Origin of the sequence: Bradyrhizobium guangdongense, assembly GCF_006483445.1 — a bacterium.
Taxonomy (GTDB): Bacteria; Pseudomonadota; Alphaproteobacteria; order Rhizobiales; family Xanthobacteraceae; genus Bradyrhizobium; species Bradyrhizobium guangdongense_A.
Genome location: NZ_PPPT01000009.1, coordinates 60649 through 82277 on the forward strand (window position 1 = coordinate 60649; position 21629 = coordinate 82277).

At 62.6% G+C, this 21629-nt stretch carries 19 protein-coding genes; 5 read left to right on the forward strand and 14 right to left on the reverse strand.

What is annotated here, in order from left to right; genetic code table 11:
• Positions 1 to 5: 5 nt before the first annotated feature.
• The 4 genes from C2U70_RS01595 to C2U70_RS01610 all read right to left on the reverse strand — a co-directional run bounded on the left by C2U70_RS01595 (position 6) and on the right by C2U70_RS01610 (position 2760).
• On the reverse strand, positions 6 to 1283 hold the full coding sequence (locus tag C2U70_RS01595) for a tyrosine-type recombinase/integrase (protein ID WP_140976112.1): 1278 nt from the start codon (positions 1281 to 1283) through the stop codon (positions 6 to 8).
• A 301-nt stretch (positions 1284 to 1584) separates the two neighbouring features.
• Positions 1585 to 2010 carry a hypothetical protein gene (locus tag C2U70_RS01600; protein WP_140976113.1) on the reverse strand — a complete coding sequence of 142 codons (426 nt, stop codon included), beginning with the start codon at positions 2008 to 2010 and terminating at the stop codon, positions 1585 to 1587.
• A gap of 68 nt (positions 2011 to 2078) precedes the next feature.
• Entirely contained in the window at positions 2079 to 2333 is a 255-nt protein-coding gene (locus tag C2U70_RS01605) for a type II toxin-antitoxin system prevent-host-death family antitoxin (RefSeq protein WP_140976114.1), read from the reverse strand.
• A gap of 115 nt (positions 2334 to 2448) precedes the next feature.
• Positions 2449 to 2760 (reverse strand): ArsR/SmtB family transcription factor, encoded by a 312-nt coding sequence (locus C2U70_RS01610; protein WP_140976115.1) that lies wholly within the window; start codon positions 2758 to 2760, stop codon positions 2449 to 2451.
• A gap of 93 nt (positions 2761 to 2853) precedes the next feature.
• Between C2U70_RS01610 and C2U70_RS01615 the strand changes: the two genes are divergently transcribed.
• The gene (locus C2U70_RS01615; RefSeq protein ID WP_140976116.1) at positions 2854 to 3606 is read left to right on the forward strand and encodes an SDR family NAD(P)-dependent oxidoreductase; all 753 of its coding nucleotides are present in this window, start codon (positions 2854 to 2856) and stop codon (positions 3604 to 3606) included.
• Between the two features lie 27 nt (positions 3607 to 3633).
• Positions 3634 to 3819 carry a hypothetical protein gene (locus tag C2U70_RS33365; RefSeq protein ID WP_246666636.1) on the forward strand — a complete coding sequence of 62 codons (186 nt, stop codon included), beginning with the start codon at positions 3634 to 3636 and terminating at the stop codon, positions 3817 to 3819.
• Between the two features lie 319 nt (positions 3820 to 4138).
• On the opposite strand, the gene C2U70_RS01625 is transcribed toward C2U70_RS33365, so the two are convergent.
• Complete coding sequence (locus tag C2U70_RS01625; RefSeq protein ID WP_140976117.1) at positions 4139 to 4525, reverse strand: MAPEG family protein; 387 nt, start codon at positions 4523 to 4525, stop codon at positions 4139 to 4141.
• A 314-nt stretch (positions 4526 to 4839) separates the two neighbouring features.
• Between C2U70_RS01625 and C2U70_RS01630 the strand changes: the two genes are divergently transcribed.
• Entirely contained in the window at positions 4840 to 6075 is a 1236-nt protein-coding gene (locus tag C2U70_RS01630; protein ID WP_140976118.1) for an OpgC domain-containing protein, read from the forward strand.
• Positions 6076 to 6097: 22 nt separating this feature from the next.
• On the opposite strand, the gene C2U70_RS01635 is transcribed toward C2U70_RS01630, so the two are convergent.
• The 9 genes from C2U70_RS01635 to C2U70_RS01675 form a co-directional block, all read right to left on the reverse strand.
• Positions 6098 to 7702, reverse strand: a complete 1605-nt coding sequence (locus C2U70_RS01635) for a glycosyltransferase family 39 protein (RefSeq protein ID WP_246666637.1) — start codon at positions 7700 to 7702, stop codon at positions 6098 to 6100.
• A 115-nt stretch (positions 7703 to 7817) separates the two neighbouring features.
• A complete protein-coding gene (locus tag C2U70_RS01640; protein ID WP_140976120.1) occupies positions 7818 to 8303 on the reverse strand; it encodes a DUF2059 domain-containing protein in 486 nt (161 codons plus the stop codon).
• 143 nt (positions 8304 to 8446) lie between these two features.
• Positions 8447 to 9634: an OpgC domain-containing protein gene (locus tag C2U70_RS01645; protein ID WP_140976121.1), complete on the reverse strand. Its 1188-nt coding sequence runs from the start codon at positions 9632 to 9634 to the stop codon at positions 8447 to 8449.
• A gap of 512 nt (positions 9635 to 10146) precedes the next feature.
• Positions 10147 to 11643 (reverse strand): sugar ABC transporter ATP-binding protein, encoded by a 1497-nt coding sequence (locus tag C2U70_RS01650; RefSeq protein ID WP_140976122.1) that lies wholly within the window; start codon positions 11641 to 11643, stop codon positions 10147 to 10149.
• The gene (locus C2U70_RS01655; RefSeq protein WP_186293999.1) at positions 11640 to 12737 is read right to left on the reverse strand and encodes a hypothetical protein; all 1098 of its coding nucleotides are present in this window, start codon (positions 12735 to 12737) and stop codon (positions 11640 to 11642) included. Before C2U70_RS01655 ends, C2U70_RS01650 begins: the two co-directional genes overlap by 4 nt.
• Positions 12734 to 14857, reverse strand: coding sequence for an ABC transporter permease subunit (locus C2U70_RS01660; RefSeq protein WP_140976124.1), 2124 nt, complete (start codon positions 14855 to 14857; stop codon positions 12734 to 12736). The genes C2U70_RS01655 and C2U70_RS01660 overlap by 4 nt, the downstream gene beginning before the upstream one ends.
• A gap of 77 nt (positions 14858 to 14934) precedes the next feature.
• On the reverse strand, positions 14935 to 15942 hold the full coding sequence (locus C2U70_RS01665) for a sugar ABC transporter substrate-binding protein (RefSeq protein WP_140976125.1): 1008 nt from the start codon (positions 15940 to 15942) through the stop codon (positions 14935 to 14937).
• Between the two features lie 42 nt (positions 15943 to 15984).
• Positions 15985 to 16956, reverse strand: a complete 972-nt coding sequence (locus C2U70_RS01670; RefSeq protein WP_140976126.1) for an ABC transporter permease — start codon at positions 16954 to 16956, stop codon at positions 15985 to 15987.
• A gap of 40 nt (positions 16957 to 16996) precedes the next feature.
• On the reverse strand, positions 16997 to 18904 hold the full coding sequence (locus tag C2U70_RS01675) for an AMP-binding protein (RefSeq protein ID WP_186294000.1): 1908 nt from the start codon (positions 18902 to 18904) through the stop codon (positions 16997 to 16999).
• 265 nt (positions 18905 to 19169) lie between these two features.
• On the opposite strand from C2U70_RS01675, the gene C2U70_RS01680 reads away from it, so the two are divergent.
• Together C2U70_RS01680 and C2U70_RS01685 are read left to right on the forward strand one after the other, a co-directional pair.
• Positions 19170 to 20114 carry a helix-turn-helix domain-containing protein gene (locus C2U70_RS01680; protein WP_140976127.1) on the forward strand — a complete coding sequence of 315 codons (945 nt, stop codon included), beginning with the start codon at positions 19170 to 19172 and terminating at the stop codon, positions 20112 to 20114.
• A 130-nt stretch (positions 20115 to 20244) separates the two neighbouring features.
• A partial coding sequence (locus C2U70_RS01685) for a fatty acyl-CoA synthetase (protein ID WP_140976130.1) occupies positions 20245 to 21629 on the forward strand: 1385 nt, incomplete at its 3' end.

Consider the following 21629-nt stretch of genomic DNA (forward strand, 5'->3'; position numbering starts at 1 on the left):
GGAGCTCACTCGTTGTGCGTGTTCAAAGCTTCGCCGATCACGGCATCATCGCCCATCGCTACAGCTAGCGCCTTTGCGATTTGGTCGGATGCTCGGCGCAACGGATCATTGTCTAGATGCGCATACCGGGCGGTGGTCGCCGGCTGAGAATGTCCAAGCAGCTTCCCGATAATAGGCAGGCCAAAACCCGCACCTGCGCCATAGCTGGCATGGGTATGCCTCAGGTCATGGATTCTTACGCCTTCCAGGCCTGATCGCGTGCTGACGAGCTTCCAAGGCTTATTGAGGTCGTGACGAGGTTGCCCCGTGATATCGCTCGTTATTACGTAGCAATCGACCTTGGGAATTTTGCGAAGGATGTCGAGAGCCGGCGCATTGAGAATAATCGCCTTCTGTCCTGTCTTGCTATCAGGCAGCAGGAGCAGGCCGCGCTGGAGGTCAACATATTCCCATCTGAGTTCGAGAATTTCCCGAAGCCGAGCGCCGGTGAGGATCAAGAGGCGCAGGGCAGCCGCGACATGGGGTCCGATCTTAGTGCGGCCGTTTTTCGGGATGTGCTTCGCGTTGGGTTGGTCTTTGTCCACCGACCAGGGAATGCCCACCGTTTCAGCTTCACGAATGGCATCCCCCAAGCGGCCGAGTTCCGCTGAGCTCAGGAACCGCTCGCGGCGCTGCTCACGGAACGCTTGGACATGAGTTGCTGGGTTGTGTCCCTTGGCGACGAGGCCGCAAACGGCGGCGTATCGATAGACGGAGCCGACGAACTCGACGACCCGATTTGCGGTCATCGGAGTCGTCTTCCCGATCTTCCGGTGCATCTTCGAAACGTCAGCGCTATCGAGCGCGTCGAGCTTGCGGGTGCCCAGGAGAGGGGCGGCGTGCTTGTGGAGATAGATTCGATAGTTGACGACAGTACGGGGCTTGAGTTTTGCCTCGGCTTCCTCGGAAAGGTACCGTTCGCCAAATTCCGCAAACGTCGGCATAGCGCGTTCAGTGGATCGCTTGCGGGCGGGATCTTGCCCCAGGGCGACCGCGCCGAGCGTAGTCTTGGCCGAGGCTCTGGCCTGATCCGGAGTCATCGCGGATGTCGATCCGAGGACCATTCGGGTCTTCCCGACACTCCGGCCGCCGGCCCCGCTGCGGTACTCCACGCACCAGCGCTTAGCGCCGGAGGGAAGCACCTTGAGGCAAAAACCGGTCAGCTCGCTGTCGTAAAAGACTGTCGGTTTTTCCACCGGGCCGATCGCATCGACTGCTCGTTTCGTCAGCTTTAAGATCGGCACCTGCAGCTCCCAGAATCGCCACCGAGTCGCCACCAGCGCGGGAATGCCGGGAAATCCCGAGAAACGCTGAGGCGTTCCTTTGTTAGTATTTTGAATGGCTTAGGTAAAGCTGGAAGCCTTGGGATAAGTCCACAAAACTGTGAAATTCATACTCATAACCTGAAGGTCATAGGTTCAAATCCTATCCCCGCAACCAAATTCGAAATGCCGGTTCCGATAACGAAAATGGCCCGCGTGATGCGGGCCATTTTTTCTTGGCGAGACAGTTGCGGTGAGGACGCGTGGCGCGGTCGACGCGGAATCAGCGGTGGACAGCTCCACTCTTTTTCTGTCGCGCGAGCTCGAGGAATTTGGTCTTGATCTGTGCAAACAGGCCTGGCGGAACGAATCCGTAACTGAACGTTCCCGGCTTTCCTGGAATCGGAGTCAGACCTGCGTTCGGCCATTCGTCGACATTATATTCGGACACGATGACCCAGCTTGGTGCATCGTCGAGTCCGATCGCTTGCTTCACCTTCACCGGGATTTCGACGCCCACCGTGTCCGCATCCGGCGGCGAGTGCGTGATCGGCAGCAGCACGACATAACGCGGCGTCGTCAGACTGTCGCTCGCAGCGACAAGGCAGGTCGGACGGTCCTTCCCTTGATCGCGCCCGGCTGCTGCCTCGCGCGACCAGAGATAATCGTAGCGCACGACCAGTCCCGGCTTGGGATCGGGAAGCGCCACTCAGAGCATGATCCGGAAAAGTGTGTAGCGGTTTTCCGAAAAGATCATGCTCAAACAACCAAGCCGTCTCACTTGAGCAAATCGTCGAGCGGCGCGTGCTCGGAGTCCATTTCGGCTCGGTCGACCGCGTCGATGACCACGGACGCTGCATCGCCCGTGCGATGCGACCGCTTGGCCGCCGCGACAAGCCAGTCATATTGCTCAGCCGACATCAGCACCAACTCGCGCCGGCCATGCCGCGTGATCTCGACCGGCTCACGTCGCGCCTGATGCTGGAATTCGCCGAACTTGCGCTGGAATTCGAGGGCGGAGGTCTGGACCATAGTGCATTGCCGAATTATCGAATGCTCGTATTATACGTATAATCTGCATATCGTCAAGTCCGCTACAGCCATGCCTTGCGCAGCGCGCACCGCCTGCCGTCGTGAGCCAATGCTCTCAGTCAGGAAAGCTCAGGATCATCTTCAACAGTTTTGGAAATCGCGCGTTGATGTCCTCTTCGCGCAGGACGTTGCGGTGCTGGACACCTTGCTTTGACGTCCGGACCAGGCCGGCCTCGCGCAGGATGCGAAAATGGTTCGACAGGGTCGACTTCGCCATATCAGGGCAGGGCGCCGCCTCGGTGCACGACATGCAATCCTTCTGCGCGGCCAGACTCTTGACGATGCGCAGCCGCATGGGATCCGCGAGGGCTCCCAGCACCCCGGCCAGTGTGATCTCGTCCCGCGCCGGGTGAACGAACTGCGCCATGCCTAAAATATAGCATGTCCCTTGAACTCGTCCAATAGTTCACTAGTATTGAACTATTGAATATCGGCGACCGCCGGACAACGGAGACATGCGATGACCAGAAGACTCGAAGGAAAAGTTGCGCTCGTGACCGGCGCATCCAAAGGTATCGGCGCCGAAATCTCCGCCCGGCTCGCGGCTGAGGGTGCGGCGGTCGCCGTCAACTACAGCGCCAGCAAGCAGGCCGCCGACCGCGTCGTCGCCGCGATCGTCGCCAAGGGTGGCAAAGCCGTCGCGGTCCACGGCAACCTTGCCGACGCTAAAGACGTGAAAAGCGTGGTCGCAGACACCGTGAAGGCGTTCGGTGCGATCGATATCCTGGTGAACAACGCGGGCGTCTACGAATTCGCCCCGCTCGAGGCCATCACCGCAGAGCATTTCCACAAGCATTTCGACCTCAATGTGCTTGGCCTGCTGCTGGTCTCGGGTGAAGCGGCGAAGCACTTCAAAGCCGATGGCGGAAGTATCATCAACATCAGCTCCGGCGTCTCGACCATCGCGCCGGCGAACACCGCGGTTTACACCGCGACAAAAGCCTCGGTGGATGCGATCTCGTCCGTGCTGGCCAAGGAGCTGGCGCCGCGCAAGATCCGCGTCAACGCGGTCAATCCGGGCATGATCGCCACGGAAGGCGTCGTGTCGGCCGGCCTGCACGAGGGCGACATGCGCAACTGGATCGAATCCGCCACCCCGCTCGGCCGCATCGGCAAGGTCGAGGAGATCGCCGCCGCGGTGGCTTTCTTCGCGTCGGACGACGCGTCTTACATCACGGGCGAGACACTTCACGTCACCGGCGGCCTTCGCTGACGAGCAACGTGCTCTGGCGGCCCGATAGTGTCCGATCAAGAAAATGGCCCGCGTGATGCGGGCCATTTTTGTCTTGGGGCGCCGCAATTGCGCGAGCAGACGGCAAACGGACGGCCTGTCGATATACTTCCCTTCGACGAAGAAGACGCTGCGCATGCCGGCGACATCCGCGCCAAGCTCGAGCGTAAAGGCACGCCGATCCGGGTTCTATGACTACCTCATTGTTGCCCAGGCGCGCCGCCGCGGCGCTACTCTGGTGAGGGCGAATGCCCGCGAGTTCGCGCGCGTGCCGGGGCTGTTGGTGGCGGATTGGGTGACGTGACGAGCGCGACAAGATCAATCTCGGGAAGCAGCCCCGGGCCCCTGAAGCGCAATGATGGAACTATACATCTGGTTTTTCCAGCGGTTCAAGCGAATTTCGTAAAATAAGTATTCGTAGTTAGGCTCCCGCCACCTGCCGCCATTTCTACTGTGCATGGGGTTGTTTTCGACCTCTATTTGGGCCGGCCTTCGAGACCGCCAGGTAGCTGCCTCACGCCACTACCAGCCCCACCGCCAGCGCCAGCCCCGTCAGGTACGTCAGCAGCGCGCCCGCGAACCGTCCCGGGTTCGGGCGGTTGAGGGACGCGCCCCACAACAGGCTCGCGGCCAGCGAGAAACGCGCCAGCGTCGCGATCACGATGGTCACGGTGATCCACAACGGCGCGGGGTGCACCGCGAACCACAAGAACATCACGGCGAAGAACGGGGCGTATTCGGCGGTGTTGGCGTGGGCGCGCACGGCGCGGTGGATCGGGTCGGTCGGGCTCGGGTCGTAGCCGATGCTGCGGCGGTTGTTGCGCCGCTGGATCGAGACGTTGAACCCGAGGCCGAACAGCAACAGGCCGAGCAGCGCGGTGCAGATGATAGCGATGTTCATGACTGGTCCCCTCCCATGAAGTGCCGCGGGAGAAGATCAGATCGAGCGCTGACGGGGAAGGTAGGCGGATGCGGAAGGTACAAATATTCCGCTTGCAGGCGGCGGTAGGAGCCCGCTTTTCGCGCGCGGCGATGTCGGTTAAGATCAATCCTGCCGGAAGCAGGGCTGGCGGCGTTTTTGAATTGATGGTTTCAGCATCGATTTGTCTTGCAGTGTTTTGGCGCATCAGGCGCCGACGCGTCTCGCCCTTTCGTGGAAGGGTCGTTCGAAAGAACGGTGCGAGCGCGTGAGCTGACCTTTTTGGGATCGGACAGATGGCGTCGATTGCCGACCAGGTTGCCGTTTCATCTCACGCGACTCTTGCCGGTGCGCAGCGCGGCGCGCCTGCCGCGCCGCCGCCCGTGCGTGCCAAGGCTCCCTCGGGCGAGCGCGAGCTGCGCCTCGACCTGTTCCGGGGGCTCGCGCTGTGGCTCATCTTCGTCGACCACGTGTCGCCCGATCTCCTGAGCTGGTTCACGATCCGCAGCTACGGGTTCAGCGACGCCGCTGAGATCTTCATTTTCATTTCGGGCTACACGGCGGCGCTGGTCTACGGCCGCGCGATGCTCAAGTCCGGTTTCGTGATCGCGACCGCGCGCATCCTGAAGCGGGTCTGGCAGATCTATGCGGCGCACCTGCTGCTGTTCATGTTCCTGGTTGCAACGGTGTCCTACATTGCCGTCGGCCTCGACAAGCCATTCTATGCCAGGGAAATGGAGATCGAGGAGTTCATCAGGCAACCGGGCACCACCATGATCCAGGCGCTGCTGCTGAGATACCGCCCGCTGAACATGGACGTGTTGCCGCTCTACACGCTGCTGATGTTCTTTCTTCCCCTGATCCTGCTGCTGATCAAATGGCGTGCCGATCTCACGCTGGCGCTTTCGGTCGGGCTCTATGTGGCCTCCTGGAAGTTCGATCTTTACCTGACGACCTATCCGCACGGTTTCTGGGGCTTCAATCCCTTTGCCTGGCAAATGCTGTTCGTGCTGGGCGCCTGGTGTTCGCTGGGCGGCGCGCGGCGGATCGCATGGCTCATCTCGTCGCCGGTCACGCTGTGGGTCGCGTACGCCTATCTGCTCGCGGCCTTCTGCATCACGCTGACCTGGTATTTTCCGCAGCTTGGTTTTCTGGTGCCGCGCTGGCTCGAGCGGCTGATCTACCCCATCAACAAGGCCGATCTCGACGTGCTGCGGTTTGCGCATTTCCTGGCGTTGGCGGTGATCGCCGTGCACTTCGTGCCCGCCGGGTGGCCCGGCCTGAAATCACAGTGGCTGCGGCCCATGATCCTGTGCGGCCAGTTTTCCCTGCAGATCTTCAGCCTCGGGGTGTTCCTGGCTTTCGCAGGCTATTTCCTGCTGATGGAGACGTCCGCCGGCCTCGTGGTCCATCTCCTCGTCGGCATGTTGGGGATTCTGGTCATGTGCGCCGTGGCATGGCTCTTCACGTGGTTCAGGCGGGTCGCCGACAAGAGCGCCGATCCTCCGGGCTCCACCACGGCATCGGGCTGACGCGAAGAGGCAATGCAAAAGCCTATCGCGCTGCCGTCGCCACGGGCCTGGTCAAGGCCCGACGGTCCTTGACATAGGCGATGGCGACGCCGAGCCGTTCGACCGTGGCGATGATCTTGCCATCGAGGTCATTGTCGCAATTCAACTGGGTCGGGGCGATGAAGAACTCGGACTCGTCCCATTCCGCCTTGAAGTCGAAGCGGAGTTGCGGAAGCGTGACGGTCTTGTCGAAGGGAAGGCGCTCGCCGCAGACCGCGACGGAATACACCCGCGCCGGCCAATTCGTATCGACGGCCGCGGTGCGGCGCAAATAGGTTTCGAGCTGTTGGACCGCCTCCGGCATGCTGCTGAACCAATAATCGAGGTCGTAGCGCCGCGATGCCCCCTGTAGCCCTCCGACCAGAGAGTTGTAATAGAGGTTCTCGTACGGATGTAGCCTGACCAGCGTCACCGCGTCCCAGAGCAGGCAAGCGACTCCCGCAGCAACAGCACCCGAGACAACGATGCGGCCGCGCTTGGCCAGCGCTGTGAGGGCCAGGTCAAGCCCAATGCCGGCGAGCACCGCCAATGGGGGGATGACGAACAGAAAATGGCGCAAGCCGGTAAAGGCCGGGCCGTGATAGGCCACCTGGCAGGCGAGCGGAAACATCACGGTCAGCAACAGCAGGATGATATCCCTGCACAGCGGTTGCTGCGCACCGCGGGCCATCCCTCGCAGGACGTAAAGCAGGGCCAATATCGCGCCGAACAGAATGAGCAGCGGCAGGCGGATCAGGATGTAGATCGGCACGTAGAGCCGCGGCACGCTCGCCATCTCGTAGATCTGGCCGGCGAGGACCGTGCGAATGCCGTAATGAAACTCCGAGAACGCGAGCAGGCCACGGATCGGGTTGAGCGGCGCCAGCGCCGCCCATGGCCAGGCCAGGATCATGACGACATAGGCGATGATCAGTGCCGGCAGCAGCCGCAGGGACGACTCGATCGCGAAGGACCACCGCGCGCGGCCGGGCAAAGACCAGGGCAGATACAGGGCGATCACGAAGCCGGCATAGATCACCAGCAGCAGACCGAGGACCCGCGTGCCAAGCGCGGCTCCCGCCAGCAGGCCGAACGCAAGGACGTCACCGATGCGAGGCGAGGGCAGGCGGCGGGCGATACGGATCAGGAAGAGCGTGGCGCCCATCATCGCGGCGGCAAAGGGAATGTCCTTGGTGTGGTTGAACATCGTCCCGTACCAGGTGCCGCTGACGCCGAGCGCGATCGTGGCGATCAGAGCGGCGCGCGGTCCCGCAACCAGTCGTGCCGTCAACGCGGCAGCGGCGATCCCGCCAATGCCGATCAGCGCGCACAAGATATGGCGCAGATCATATGGATCGATGGGAATCAGTTGACTGAGGCCGAGCGCGACGACGTCGAACAGGCCGCCATAGAGGTAAAGGTTCTGGAAGCCGAACAGGCTCTGATCGGTGAAGCCGCTCGCATAATAGGCGACGATCAACTCGGCGTAGCGATGCTGCACGCCTTCGTCGTTCGAGATCGCATAGTCCTTGAAGGTGCATAGCGCGAGGATGGCAAGCGCGGCGATGAGCAGGATTGTGGCGATATCGCTGGCGTCGTAGCGCGCCATGAACCGAGCGGCATTGCCCAAAGGAGGTGCCGTGCCTGCTATCCCGGGAACGCGCATTCCGGACAACTTGGTCTCGATTCCCGTACTCGACATCTTACCGATCAGTTCTTGCAAATCAGTTCTTGGGTTTCTGCTTCAGCAACTCGACCAGACGCGGGCGCAAATCCTCGGCCGCCTTCTGGCCGCCTTGCTGGCCTATCTGATCGGTCTGCTGTACGAGAGTCTGTGACTTTTGCAGAAGCTTTTGCCCGGCGGGCCGATGATAGAACGCTTCGAGGTCCCGGAGTTCTTCCAACGTAAAATTGCTGGCATAGACGGTGGTAGCGGCATCGATCATCGCATTGAGATGGGGCGTATAGGCGTCCGTCACCTTTGCTACTGCCGCATTGTAATCCCGTTCCATCTCCGGCCTTTCCTGCGTTGCCACCGGCTTGAGGCTGAGCAGAATGCCCGGGAGCAAAGCCTTGTACTGTTCGGGCAGCTTGAGCGTGTCGACGAGCTTGCGCGCCGCCGACATCGCTTCCGGTGTCGGTGTTTGCGCAGGCGCGGCGCTGATCGCGAACAGGAGCAGGAAGCCGATGATCGTCAGGTGTTTGCTCATGGGCTGATTCCTCCGACAAAGTACGCACAGGCATTCAAGAGTGCACCGAGATTTCAGATCGCCGGGACGGCTCGATCCCGGCCTGGCTTGATGTCGTGGTCCGAGCGCCACGAACTCAATTGTTGGGATACGCCTCCCGGCCGTCAGGCGCCTCCCGGTTTCAAGGCCGGTTCGGCTGTCCCCGTCTCGTTCACGTCGACGAACAAATTCGGGACCGCCTTGGCCCGATCGAGAAGCCATGCGAGCGCCGTCATGATCGCCATGCCGGCGATGCTGAGCACGATCTGCTTCCAGACCCCGCCGGGATACTGCACCAGGAGGTAGTGCACGCCAAACGACAGGAAGACTCCAAGACAAAAGTTCGGAAGCGAATGCTGGCCGCACAGCACGAGCGGACGCAGCCAGTTGGAGGTGAGCGGTGGCCAGTCACGCGGCAGGTAGCGCGAAACCACCACTGCCAAAGCCAGGAAGTGCGTGAAGCGCAGCATATCGAGATTGGATTTGTCGATCGGATAGATCGCCTTGATCATCCATTTCGGAATCAGCGATTCCAGGAAAGCGCTGTGCCACGTCATCACGATCAGGAGGGCAAACAGGATCCAGGCAACGGAAATCACCAGCGCTGCGCGCGACTGGATGATGAACCAGATTCTGGCCGCGCCCCCGGCGCCACACCAGGCCGCGAAAAAGAACATCATTTGCCAGGCGAACGGATTGAAATACCAGTGTGTCCCTGGCGGATACGAAGCGAAATTCCAGTCAAACCAGCGCGCCAGGACGTAAAGGATCACCGAGCCGGCCAGGGTCAGGTTCGGGCGACGGACGAGACACCACAGCACCAGCGGCGCAGCGACGACCAGGGCGATGAAGAGCGGCAGCACGTCGAGATCGACCGGCTTGTAACGCAGGGTCAGTGCCTGCCAGATCAGTTCGTCGGGATGGGCGAGAAAGTTGGCGACGTTGAACTCATCCTTGTACATCGGATTGTCGAATTTTCGGGCCGCACGAGCGATCTGCGCAGTAAAGACAAGAAACAGGAGAATGTGAGCGACATACATCTGCCAGGCCCGCATCAGCAGCCGTTTGGTGGCAGCCAGGAAGTTGCCGGCCTGGACGATAGGGGCGTAAATGTAGCCCACCAGATAGCCGGAAATGAATACGAAGAACTCGGCAGCGTCGCTGAACCCGAAATTGCGAAGCGTCAACCAGGCCACGACGTCGTCCGGAATGTGATCGAGGAAGATCATCCACAATCCCAATCCGCGGAAGAAATCCAGCCGCAAGTCACGTTCGACGGCTTGCGAGACAGACAATCTGTTTTTCCCCATCACCCTTATCCATCCTGCCCGTGTAGGCGTTTCCGTTTGCACCCCCGTACTGGCTCCGGCCTCCACCTGGTTGCAACGCAGTCACTCCGGCGGCGGTCGTGCCCGCTACGTTGGGCTTGGCGCATCAATTACCTGGTTGGCGGCCGGTCATCGCGTCGATGGCCGTGCGCCCAAATTTTTGATTGAGCATGCGGCATTCGGCATGCGGGTGTCCAGATGGTCCCCTCAAAAATGCTTCGTGTCCAAAGGCGGGCAGCTACAATCGGTCGCGGAATGACCGAAGTCCGACCCGTGATTTGGCCCCGTTTCTACGTTGCGGTGCAAATTCGGCTCGACCGGGCTGAAAGGGGCGGCCGAATTTTACCCTCTTCGGCAAGGCTAGCCAGCTTCGACGCGCGCCTCGTCGAAGGGCATCGCCACCTGCTCGTCGCCATCGCGTACCGCAACGGGGCAGGGGGTGTACTCTGGGCAAGGACCCCGCTTGGCCGCGACATCACGGAATTTGCGCTCGGCCTCTAGTGGATCGCCGCGTACATGATCTTCTCCTCGCTCGCCTCCAGCGCGGAGAATTCCTCCACCACCTTGCCCTGGCGCGAGACCAGGATGCGGTCGGAAAGCGCCATGATCTCGGGCAGATAGGATGAGATCACCACGACCGCCTTGCCCTCGTCGGCGAGGCGGTTGATCAGCTCGTGGATCTCGACGATGGCGCCGACGTCGACGCCGCGCGTCGGCTCGTCGAAGATGATCAGCTCCGGCTCCTGCACCAGCGATTTGGCGATCACGACCTTCTGCTGATTGCCGCCGGAGAGCTCGACCACCCTGGCTTCGTCGCCGATGGCGCGGACCTTGAGCCGCTCGATCCAGGTCTTGCCGACCTCGTTGGCCTCGCGCCGCGACATCATCATGCGGCCCCTTGGAAATTTCGAGAGTAGGCCGAGATAAATGTTGCGCGCGATGGACGAGGTCTCGAAAAAGCCCTCGACCTTGCGGTCCTCGGTGACATAGGCGATGCCGGCCTTCACGGCCGGCGCGGGCACGCGGTAGCGCACCGGCTTGTCGTGCAGCAAAATCTCGCCGCCGTGGAAGAAGTCGCGCTTCAACACGCCGGAGACGATCTTGAAGGTCTCGGTGCGGCCGGCGCCGACCAGGCCGAACACGCCGGTGATCTGGCCGGCAAACACCGACAGCGAATTGTTCTTCACCATCGGCGCCATCTTCAGGTTCTGCACCGTCAGCACGCGCGCGCCAGCCGGCCGCACGCTGGTCTTCTTCACGCCGTAGAGCGTGTTGGAGAGGTCGCGACCGACCATCGCCTGCACGATTCTCCCGCGATCGAACTTTGCGGTGTCGTCGGTGACTACATGCTTGCCGTCGCGCAGCACCGTGATGCGGTCGGCGAGCAGCAGCGCCTCTTCCAGTGCGTGCGAGATGAAGACGATCGAGACGCCGCGCTTCTTGAGGTCGCGGACGAGGTCGAAGAAATATTTCTTCTCTTCCGGCGTCAGCGACGCCGTCGGCTCGTCGAAGATGATGACTTTTGCCCGGTGCAGCACCGCGCGCGCGATCTCCACCATCTGCTTCTTGGCCGCCCCTAAGCCGCCGACGGTCGCGGTCGGCGTCACGTCGAAATTGAGCGATTGCAGGAATTGCTGTGCGGCGATGTAGATGCCGCGCAGGCGGTTGTAGAACTTCTCCTGACCGAGAAACAGGTTTTGCGCCACCGTCATGGTCGGAACCAGGCTGTTCTCCTGGAACACCATGGCGATGCCGAGGTTGCGGGCCTCCAGTGGCGTCCGCGGCGCAACCGCTGCGCCGTCAATCGTCATATCGCCGGAGGTCAGCGTCACGACGCCGGCCATCACTTTGGTCAGGGTCGACTTGCCGGCACCGTTCTCGCCAACCAGGGCATGGATCTCGCCGCGGCGGAGATCGAAATCGACGCCCTCGATGGCGGGAACGCCGGCATAGAGTTTTGTCGCCTTGCGCAGCGAAAGCACGGTATCGCTCATGAGCCAAACTCCTCGGCAAGGCCAGCCAGCGGCAGCCTCAAGACGCGGCCCGGCCCCTTGGCGATCAAGACAAGATCGCTTCCGATCTCGACCGCCGCGACGATGCCGTGATTGACGCCGTCGACCCGGCTGTGCAGCGAATAGAGCGGCTTGCCGTCCGCGCTCAGGCGCACGACGAGGCCGTAGGAGCGCGGCGGCGCCCAGGGCTTGATGACGCCCATGGTCTTGATGTGCGCGCCCTGCATCGGCTCCTTGAACGAGAAGCCGGAGCGCAGTCGCGGCGCGACCCAATAGGCGGGGTCGATCTCGGCCATCATACGCTTGCGATAGGCGGGCTCGCGCAGCACGAACTCGATGAGCTGGGTGCGTGCCGTGAAGGCGGTCAGCCAATAGCCGCCGCCGGACGCTTTTGACAATCGCGACGGATAGACCGGCAGGTGAGCGAGCACAGTCTGCGGCGCGCGACCGGGCGCGACGAGGACCACGCGGTGACGCCAGCTTTCGCTCACCAGCACGCCGTCGCCATGGGCGCAGGCCCCGAAGGCATGGCCGAGCTTTCCGGCGAGTTGAGTGACCGTCTTGCTCCTGGGATCGAGCCGGTACACCCGGCCGCTCCGGTTGAGCTCCATCAGATCACGCGCCCAATCGTCGACGCCGCAGGTCGCCGAGCCGTCGGTCGCGATCAGCGCGCCGTCACTCGCCGGCGTCAACGCGTTGATCGCGTTGAATGTGGCGTCGGCAAACGTCACGCTCGGCTCGCCGCTGGCGGGATTCGGATAGATGCGAACCTCGCGACCGGCGAGCGCAATCGCCACGCCGCCATCGGGCAGGGCGCACAGCGCCGAGATCGGCCGTTCGAACTTGCGCAACTCTGTTGCCGTGCTGCCGTCGAGGCGCAGCAGACGTTGCCCGTCGGCGAGGTAAAGACTGCGGCCGTCGGTTGCGAGATCCTCGGGTGCTTCGCATTCCAGCAAGGTCTGCGCCGTCTCCAGCGCCTGGTTGGGCTTGAGCGCGCCGTCGAACGACGGCACGGTGATGGTGGCCTCGCCGCGCCCGAGAAAGCGGTTGGCAAAGTCCCTGACGGCCGCGATCACGACTGCTTCCCCCATCGCTTGTCATACTGCACGAAATTCGGATCGGCGTTCTCGAGCTTGTAACGCCCGATCCGGTTGTTGAGGATGCCGCCGAGATAGAGATAGCCGCGATGCTCGCGCATCGAGGTGATCATCGGATGGTTCTCGCCGCGCAGGTCCCAGAACGATTCGACGATCTTGCCCTGCTCGTTGAACTTGACCACGCAGCCCGTGTTGATGTTCGGGAATAGCCATTCGTCCACCGGCACGCGCTTGGCCATGCGGCGGCGGAAGCCCGGCATCTTCCAGGCGAGGTCGAGCGAGGGGCTGCGCATGCCGACCAGCGCGAGCCAGTAGTTGCCGTCGGAAGCGAGGTTGATGTTGTCGGGGTAGCCCGGCAGATTGTCCATCACCACCTCGACCTTGCCCTTCCTCGGCCCCGCGAACCAGTAGCGCTTGATCGAGCAGCCGAAGGTCTCGGCGAACAAGATCGACTGCCCGTCGCTGGCGACGCAGATGCCGTTGGGAAATTTGAGGCCGCGCAGGGCGGTGTGCGTGGCGCCCGTCTTGGTGTCGAAGCAGATGATGCGGCCGTTGCCGCGCGCTTCCAGGCCGTCGATCGGCCATTCGTCCATCTCGTAGCGGACGGTCGCTTCCGAGAAGAAGATCAGGCCGTCATCGGTGATGTCCAGATCGTCGGCGAGTCGCAGCCGGCTGTCGTCGTTGACCGAATGCATGCTGCGGTTGGTCTCGTCGGTCGCCTTCTCCACCGTGCCGTCGGGCTTGATGCGATAGAGCCCCATGCCGCCGATACAGATGTAGAGATTGTCCTCGCGGTCGAAGGCCATGCCGAGCGGCTGGCCGCCGATATGGGCGAACACTTCCATCTTCTGGTAGTCGGGCGCGAGGAAGCGGATGATGTCGCCATGGCGCGAGCCCGCGTAGAGATTGTCGTGGCGGTCGAGGATGACGTCCTCCGGCGCCTCGATGCGGCCGAGGCCGATCGAGGTGACATCGCGCAGCTTGTCGTTCTGCTCGAAGGGGCCGCCCTTGCCGATCTCGGTCGGCGGCGGTGGCGGCAGCTCGTGATAGGTCGGCGCGACATAGACCTTGCTGATGATGCGGGTGCGGTTCTTCTGCCAGCGGATGTCGACCATGGCGGCGACCAGCAGAATGCCGGCCAGCGCCATGCGGTTGACGCCGCCGCGCGCGTTCATGGTCGTCAGGCCGTTGGTGATCAGGAGCACGATCAGCACGCCGACTGCCGACTTGGCGACCGAGCCTTTGCCGCCGCCGAGCGTGATGCCGCCCAGCACGGTTGCGGTCAGGACGATCACCTCGAGTCCGACGCCGATGTCACCACCGACGGTGCCGAGACGGGAGGCAAAGAACAGCGCGCCGATGCTGGTCAGCACGCCGCTTGCGACGTAGCAGAGCGCAATCGTGCGGCGAACGGGAATGCCGGAGTTGTACGCCGAGCGGCGCGAGCCGCCGATCGCGGTGATGTGCCAGCCCGGCCGCAGCCGCGTCATGAAGACGTGGCCGAAGATGGCGATGACGATGTAGGCCAGCGCCACGGTCGGAATGCCGAAGACAGAGCCGGCACCGATGAAATCCCAGGACGGAATGTCGGGGAAGGCCGAGGCGATTGCGTTGGAGTAGCGCTGGATCAGGAGATCATAGGCCGAGCGGTAGATGATCAGCGTGATCAGCGTGGTGATGAAGGCGCGCAGGCGAAGGTAGCCGATCAGGAAGCCATTGACCGCGCCGAGCAGCGCGCCGCAGACGAGCGTGCCTGCGGCCACCGCCGGCACCGGCCAGCCCGCGACGTCGAGCAGGAACAGCGCGCAAAAATTCGTCAGCGCGAACATCGATCCGACCGAGAGGTCGATGCCGCCGACGATGACGACCAGCGCCAGCCCGAGTGCGATGAAGCCGATCTCGCCGGCCTGCCGCGCGGTATCGGCGAGGCTTGCCGGCGACAGGAAATTGTCGATGGAGCGGCTGAGCGCGATGCCGACGATCAGGAGCAGGATGACGGGAACGGCGGTCTCCGTCCATCGCTTGGACAGGATCTCGCCGAGCAGGTGGTCCGGCCAGTAGCGGTAACGCAGGCTCGTCAGGGTATCGCGCATCGGCATTCCAAATCGTCTTTGCGAAATTCTGGGAAAGACGTCCCGGACCGTGATGGCCCGGGACGTCAGTCGGCGATGCACGACTATTTCTTGAGATCGCTCAGGTTCCAGCAGGAGAGCTGGCTGTCGGCGTTCTCCTTGGTGATCGGAATCAGCGTCGTGTATTCCGAGCCCTTGACGGAGCCGGGCTTCACGCCCGACGACAGCAGCCATTTGATCGTGCCGGCCATTTGCGCCGCCTGGGTCGGTACGTCGTAGCTCATGTTGAGATCGAACGCGCCTGACTTCACCAGCTCGCAGGCGCCCTTGCGCTCGCCGCCGCCCGAGGTCGCGAGGAAGACCTTGCCGGTCAGGCCCGCTTCCTTGATCGCAGCCGCAGTGCCGATGTCCATGCCGTCCCAGAAGCCGACGATGCCGCAGAGATCGGGATTCTGCTTCAGCACCGTCTGCGTGATGGCCTTGGCTTTGGCGGCGTCCCAGTCGGCCGCCTGGCTGGAGACGACCTTGATCTCGGGATGCTTGGCGAGCACGTTCTCGACGCCCTTGAGCGTGTATGCGCTCGCGGCCGCCGACAGCGCGCCCTGGATGATCGCGATCTTGTTCGACTTGCCCTGGCAGGCCTTGACCACGCCTTCGGTCTGGCGTTCGCCGATCTCGATCCAATTGGCGCCGACGAAGGCCGAACTGCGATAGGCCGAGCCCATGTTGATCTGGATGACGTAGATGCCTTCGTTTTCTGCGCGCTGCAGCAGTTTTGCGTAGGTCTGCACGTCCGGATTATGCACGACCATCACGGCCGGCTTCTCGGAGATCAGCGAGGTCACAGCCTGCGCGCCGGCATTGGTGTTCCAGTTGGCATCGCGGATCACGAACTTGACGCCGTACGGTTCGAGCTCCTTCTTCAGGCCGGCGTACCAACCTTCGGTGAGGTCAAAATTCATCGCCACCGGGACGTAAGCCACGGTCTTGCCGGCGAGCGCTTCCTTGAACGGTTTTTGGAACGGCTCGTCGAGACCTTGCTGGGCCAGCGCGGGTGCGGCCAACGCCGCGAGCCCGAACACTGACAAAGCCATCGTTGCAGAAATCTTCATGTGCTTCCTCCTTGGTTGTCGTTGGTGTTTTCGTCGCTTGGTTCAGATATCGCCCTGCTGTGCCGTTTCTTCGTTGCGCGGATTCAGGAAGGAATCCGTGATGACGGCGAGCAGCAGGACCACGCCCTTGATGAGGTTCTGGCCGGCATAGGAGATGTCCATGATGGTCATGCCGTTGAGCATGGTACCGATCAGGAGCGTGCCGATGATGACGTTGAGGACGCCGCCGCGCCCGCCGGAGAGGCCGATGCCGCCGAGCACGACGACGAGCACGACGTCGTAGATCAGCGTCGAATTGAAGATGCGGGTCGGCATCGAATTGACGGAGGCCGCCAGCACGAGGCCGGCGAAGCAGCCGATCAGCGCGGCAATGACATATTGCAGGACGATGATGGGGCGTGTGGGGATGCCGGTGACGCGTGCGGCGTAGGGGTTGTCGCCGATCGCGTAGATATAGGCGCCCCAGCGCGTCCGCCGCAGCAGGAACGCCACCACCACGCAGGCGATCGCGAACATCACGATCGAGGTGGGAATGCCGAGGATCGTGCCCTGGCCCAGCCGCTCAAAGCCGTCCATGCCGTTGCTCCACTGCACGACGTCGAGCTGGAACAAGGCGGCCTGACCGAGGCCGGCGAGCAGCAGGCCTGTTGCGAGCGTCGCAAAAAGCGAGGGCACCTCGGCATAGGCGATCAGCCAGCCATTGAAGAGGCCGAAGGCAATCGCGATCAGGAAGGCCACGGTGAGCGAGGCCGGCAGCGAATGACCGTTCTGCGCCATTTGCAGCACCAGTCCCGGCGGGACCGCAAGCGAGGCAATCAGCGAGATGTCGATGCCGCGCCCGATCACGACGATCGCCATGGCGAGGCCGAGAATGCCGAGCACCGCCACGTTCTGCAGCAGCGTCAGCATGTTGTCTGCCGAGAGGAAGCCGTTCAGGAAGATCGAGAACACCAGGAACAGAAGCGCGAAGACCGCAAACACGATCTCCTGCTGATTGAACCGAAAGCGCTTCATCCTCGTCTTGCCTTTCTTCGATTTCGGCTGCCGTTGACCGTCAGGACGTTCGGGTCTCGATGCGATAGGTTTGCGGAAGCGTCGCCAGGCTCTCGGCCAGCGCCCTGGCTTTGGCTTGATCGTCGGAATTGACCCTGACGTGGACGAGCGTGTTCAGTCTGGCGTCCTTCTCGACGAGGATCTCGGCTGCGACGTCCGCGCCATAGACCTGATCGATTTCGCTCCGCACCTTTTCCCGAACGGCGAGATCGCGAAGCGTCGGCTTGAAGATCTTGCCAACGGCGGTGACGGGGAGCGCATCGAGCAGGACGACCCGCTTCGGCTTGGCGGGGGGCTCATTGACGTTGCGTTCGAGGTGCTCGCGCAAGGCGGTCATGTCGATCGTCTGTCCGGGCGACGGCACCACGAACAGAATGGGCACCTCGCCGGCATAGGCATCGGGCATGCCGACGGCCGAGCTCATCTGAACGCCGGGGAAGGCGTTGGCGACGTCCTCGATGGCGGCGGGGTCGATGTTGTGACCGCTGCGCACGATGAGATCCTTCTCGCGGCCGGTCAGCACCAGCCGCTGATCGGCCGTGAGATAACCGACGTCGCCGGTGACGATCCAGTGATCATCCGTGAGCACGCCCTTGTTATGCTGGGGATCGAGGTAGCCAGGAAACACCTGGGGTCCGCTGACGAGGACGAGGCCGCTGGTGAGCGGCGGACATTCCGTCTTCAGGCTGGCATCGCCGAGTGAAGCGATTCTCGTCTTCGCAAACGGCGCCCGGAAGCCGACGCTGCCTTGCATCGGCGTCCCGCGGCCCGGATTGAACGCTATCGCCGCCGCGGTCTCCGTCATCCCATAGGTCTCATACAGCGTGATGCCGGTGCGCGCCTGGAATCTCTCGCTGACGGCTTTTGGACATACAGCCCCGCCGGTCAGCGCCATCCGGACCGTGCTGATGTCCGAGGATCCGATCGGCACTTCGGCCAGCGCGGCGATCGACGTCGGTACGCCGCTCACGATGGTCGCGCCAAACCGCTCGACTGTATTCCAATAGTCCCTGATCGCGTCAGGGCTTCGGAGGCTGTAGGGCGAGGGAATGATCACATGGCCGCCGGCCGCGAGGATCGACAAGCCGAGCGTCATCGTGCCGCCGACGTGAAACAGCGGAAAGCCGTTCACGGCGGCATCAAGCTCGTCAAGCCCGTGAACCTGCGCAAAAGCCCAGGCTGCGTGGATCTGGTTGCCATGGGTGAGGCGCACGAGCTTCGGCCGTCCGGTCGTCCCGCCGGTGTGGAAGAGCGCGCATATCGCGTCGCGATCCGTCGCCGGCTGAAATTCCAGCATGTCGCGCGCGTCAGCGATCGCCACGTCATAGTTCTGGAAGCGGCCGGTCAGGCGCCGGTTCTCGCCCATCACAAAAATCGTCTGAAGCGAAGCGACACGCTGCGCGACCTTGTTGGCCTTGGCCCAGATGGCGGCATCGGCGGCTTCCGATGCGACGACCAGCACCGTCGCATTCTGCGCCTCCAGCAAATCGGCGATCGCGTCTTCGCTGAGGAGATAGTTGATCGAGCTGGCAACTCCCGCGACCTGGGCGCCGAGCAACGCTGGGAACAAAGACGGGAGGATCGGACAGAGAAACGCGACGGTGCCGCCGCTCTGCTTGATGCCATGCGACCTGAACAAATTTGCGGCACGGGAACTCTCGGCAAGCAACTGCCGATGGGTCAGCGTGACGTCGCCAGGCTCGCGCGAGCCTCTCGTCAAGACCGTGAGCGCCGGCCGGTCGGGATGCAGCCCCGCCGTGGCCTCGAAGAGATCATGGAGATTGCGCGCGGGCACGAGGGAATCGTAGGGCAGGCGCTCCAGCGCCTCGATGTCGGCGATATCGACGACAGGCCGCGTGAAGCGCGTCGTGATCGTCGAGGGCAAGCCGCCGCTCACGGGCACCGCCATTGAAGCGGCACGTCGAACCGTGCGGCGGCTGGTCTGGCCTGGTGCAAGCGAACGTTTCCCGCCTATCTCGTTGATCTTTTCTTGTTCATAGGCCACGTGCCCGAACGCGGCTTGCTTCGGAGCGCAAAGCTTTTGCTTATGCGCGCAAACTAGTCTTGCGTGCAGACGGCGGCAATCTAGAATCCCCGCGCCTGGCCTGCTTGTGCGACGCACAAACATTGTTCATCTTGTTGTTCATCTTGGCCTTGCGACGGATGGCTGAACGATGGATCTGATATTTTCGACAGACGACCTCGAGCCGTCCAAACGGTTCGCCGCATGGCAAGGCGCCATTTGCGACGTCTACGTTCACGTCGATGTCAATGCCGAAGAGCGCTCCGACTATCACGGCTTTATCCGCGAGGCGAAATTCGGTGCTGTTACGATGACCGATGTGGGGCTGTCGGAGCAGCGCATCTCGCGGCGCGAGCGGCACATCGCAAAGCTCGACAAGGATTGCTACTATCTCGAATTCATCCAGCAGGGCAGGATCAACGTTCTTCAGGCTGGCCAGACCCTGCGTTCGAACACCGGGATGAGCACCGTCTTCTCGGCATCCGAGGCCTATGACCTCGAATGCATGGGCAGGGTCCGATCACTCTATCTCGAGATACCCCGCACGGAATTTGCGGAGCGCTTCAGCGACGGTCGATTGCCTGTCATCACCACGCTGACGACGAGCCGTGGGCTGGGCCGGATTGCCGCCGAGTTCTGCGCGACGCTCGCGCAGGAGGGCGCGTCGCTGGACGAGACTGCAAGGGCGCGGCTCGGCGGCGAGCTGATGGACGTGCTGGCGCTTGCGCTCGACATGGGCGACAGGGACGAATTCTCGGAAGATGCTTCCGCCCAGCGGGCCCGCTTGCGCTCCGTCAAGGCCTGGATCGAAGCGCACCTCACCGACGCCGATCTGTCGCTTGAGAGGATCGCGAAGAGTAATGGCGTGTCGCTCAGGCATTTGCACTATCTCTTCAGGCTCACGGATGTCTCTGTGTCGGAATGGATTTTGGATCGCCGTCTCCAGCGCTGCTACGACGTGCTGACGCGGCCTGAGTTGCTGTCCCTGTCGATCACGGAAGTGGCCTATCAGCTGGGATTCAGCAGCTCGTCCTATTTCAGCACGGCGTTTCGCAAGAAGTTCGGACACAGCCCGTCCGACCTGCGCCGGCGTTAGGCAGCGTCAAACAAGACGTTGCGGACCTGCAACGTGTCGGCCGCCCGGGCCGCCCGGCGTAGATAGCGGCCTCACGCAAGCAACGCCTCGTTCAATCAATCAAGACATGAGCAGTATCAGGGAGACCACCATGACCGGCGACATCGCAGCCACTATCTCGAAAGCGCGCGAGCATGCGATCGGCGATCTCTTGCGCCGCTCCGCGAGCCGCGAGCCCGGCAGGCTGGCGCTGAGCTGCGGCAGTGTGAGCTGGACCTTTGCCGAGATGGACGCGATCTGCAACCGCCTCGGGCGCGGCCTGCTCGGGCTCGGCGTCAAGAAGGGCGATCGCTTCGCGGTGCTGTCGCGCAACTCGCACGCCTTTGCTGCCTTGCGCTTTGCGCTGGCCCGGATCGGCGCGGTGCTGGTGCCGATCAACTTCATGCTCAATCCGGACGAGATCAATTTCATTCTCAAGAGTTCTGGCGCAAAGGTTCTCGCGACCGGTCCGGATTTCGTCGAGCCGGCGCGCGCCGCGAGCGCCAAGGATTGCGTGGTGGAAAAGCTGGTCTGGTTGCCGGGCGAGGATCCCGCCACGGCGCCTGGCGGCCTGACAACCTTCGATGATCTCCTGCACGCCGACGGATCGTTCCTCGATGCCTCCGTCGACAGCCGCGATCTCGCGCAGATCGTCTACACTTCAGGCACGGAATCGCTGCCCAAGGGCGCGATGCTGAGCCATGAAGCCGTGATGTGGCAGTATGTGAGCTGCATCATCGACGGCGGCATGAGCGCGGATGACAAGGTCCTGCACGCGCTGCCGCTCTATCACTGCGCCCAGCTCGATGTGTTCCTGGGGCCGCAAATCTATCTCGGTGCCTCCGGCGTGATCACGGGCAAGCCGACCGCCGACAACATTCTGGCGCTGATCCAGGCGCACAAGATCACGTCGTTCTTTGCGCCGCCGACGATCTGGATCGCGATGCTGCGATCGCCGAATTTTGACAAGACCGATCTGTCGACGTTGCAGAAGGGCTATTACGGCGCCTCGATCATGCCGGTGGAGGTGCTGCTCGAATTGCAGCGCCGCCTGCCCAACGTCAAATTCTGGAATTTTTACGGCCAGACCGAGATCGCGCCGCTCGCGACCGTGCTGCAGCCGGGAGACCAGTTGCGCAAGGCGGGTTCCGCCGGCAAGCCGACCATCAATGTCGAGACGCGCGTGGTCAATACCGCGATGGAGGACGTCAGGGTCGGCGAGGTCGGTGAGATCGTGCACCGCTCGCCGCATCTGTTGTCCGGCTATTACAACGATCCGGTGAAGACCGCCGCGGCTTTCGCCGGCGGCTGGTTCCACTCCGGCGATCTCGCCACCGTCGATGCCGAGGGCTACATCACCGTGGTCGACCGCGTGAAGGACATGATCAAGACCGGCGGCGAGAACGTCGCGAGCCGCGAGGTCGAGGAGATGGTCTACAAGATTCCCGCGGTCTCGGAAGTGGCCGTCGTCGGGCAGGCCGACGACGGCCACTTCCG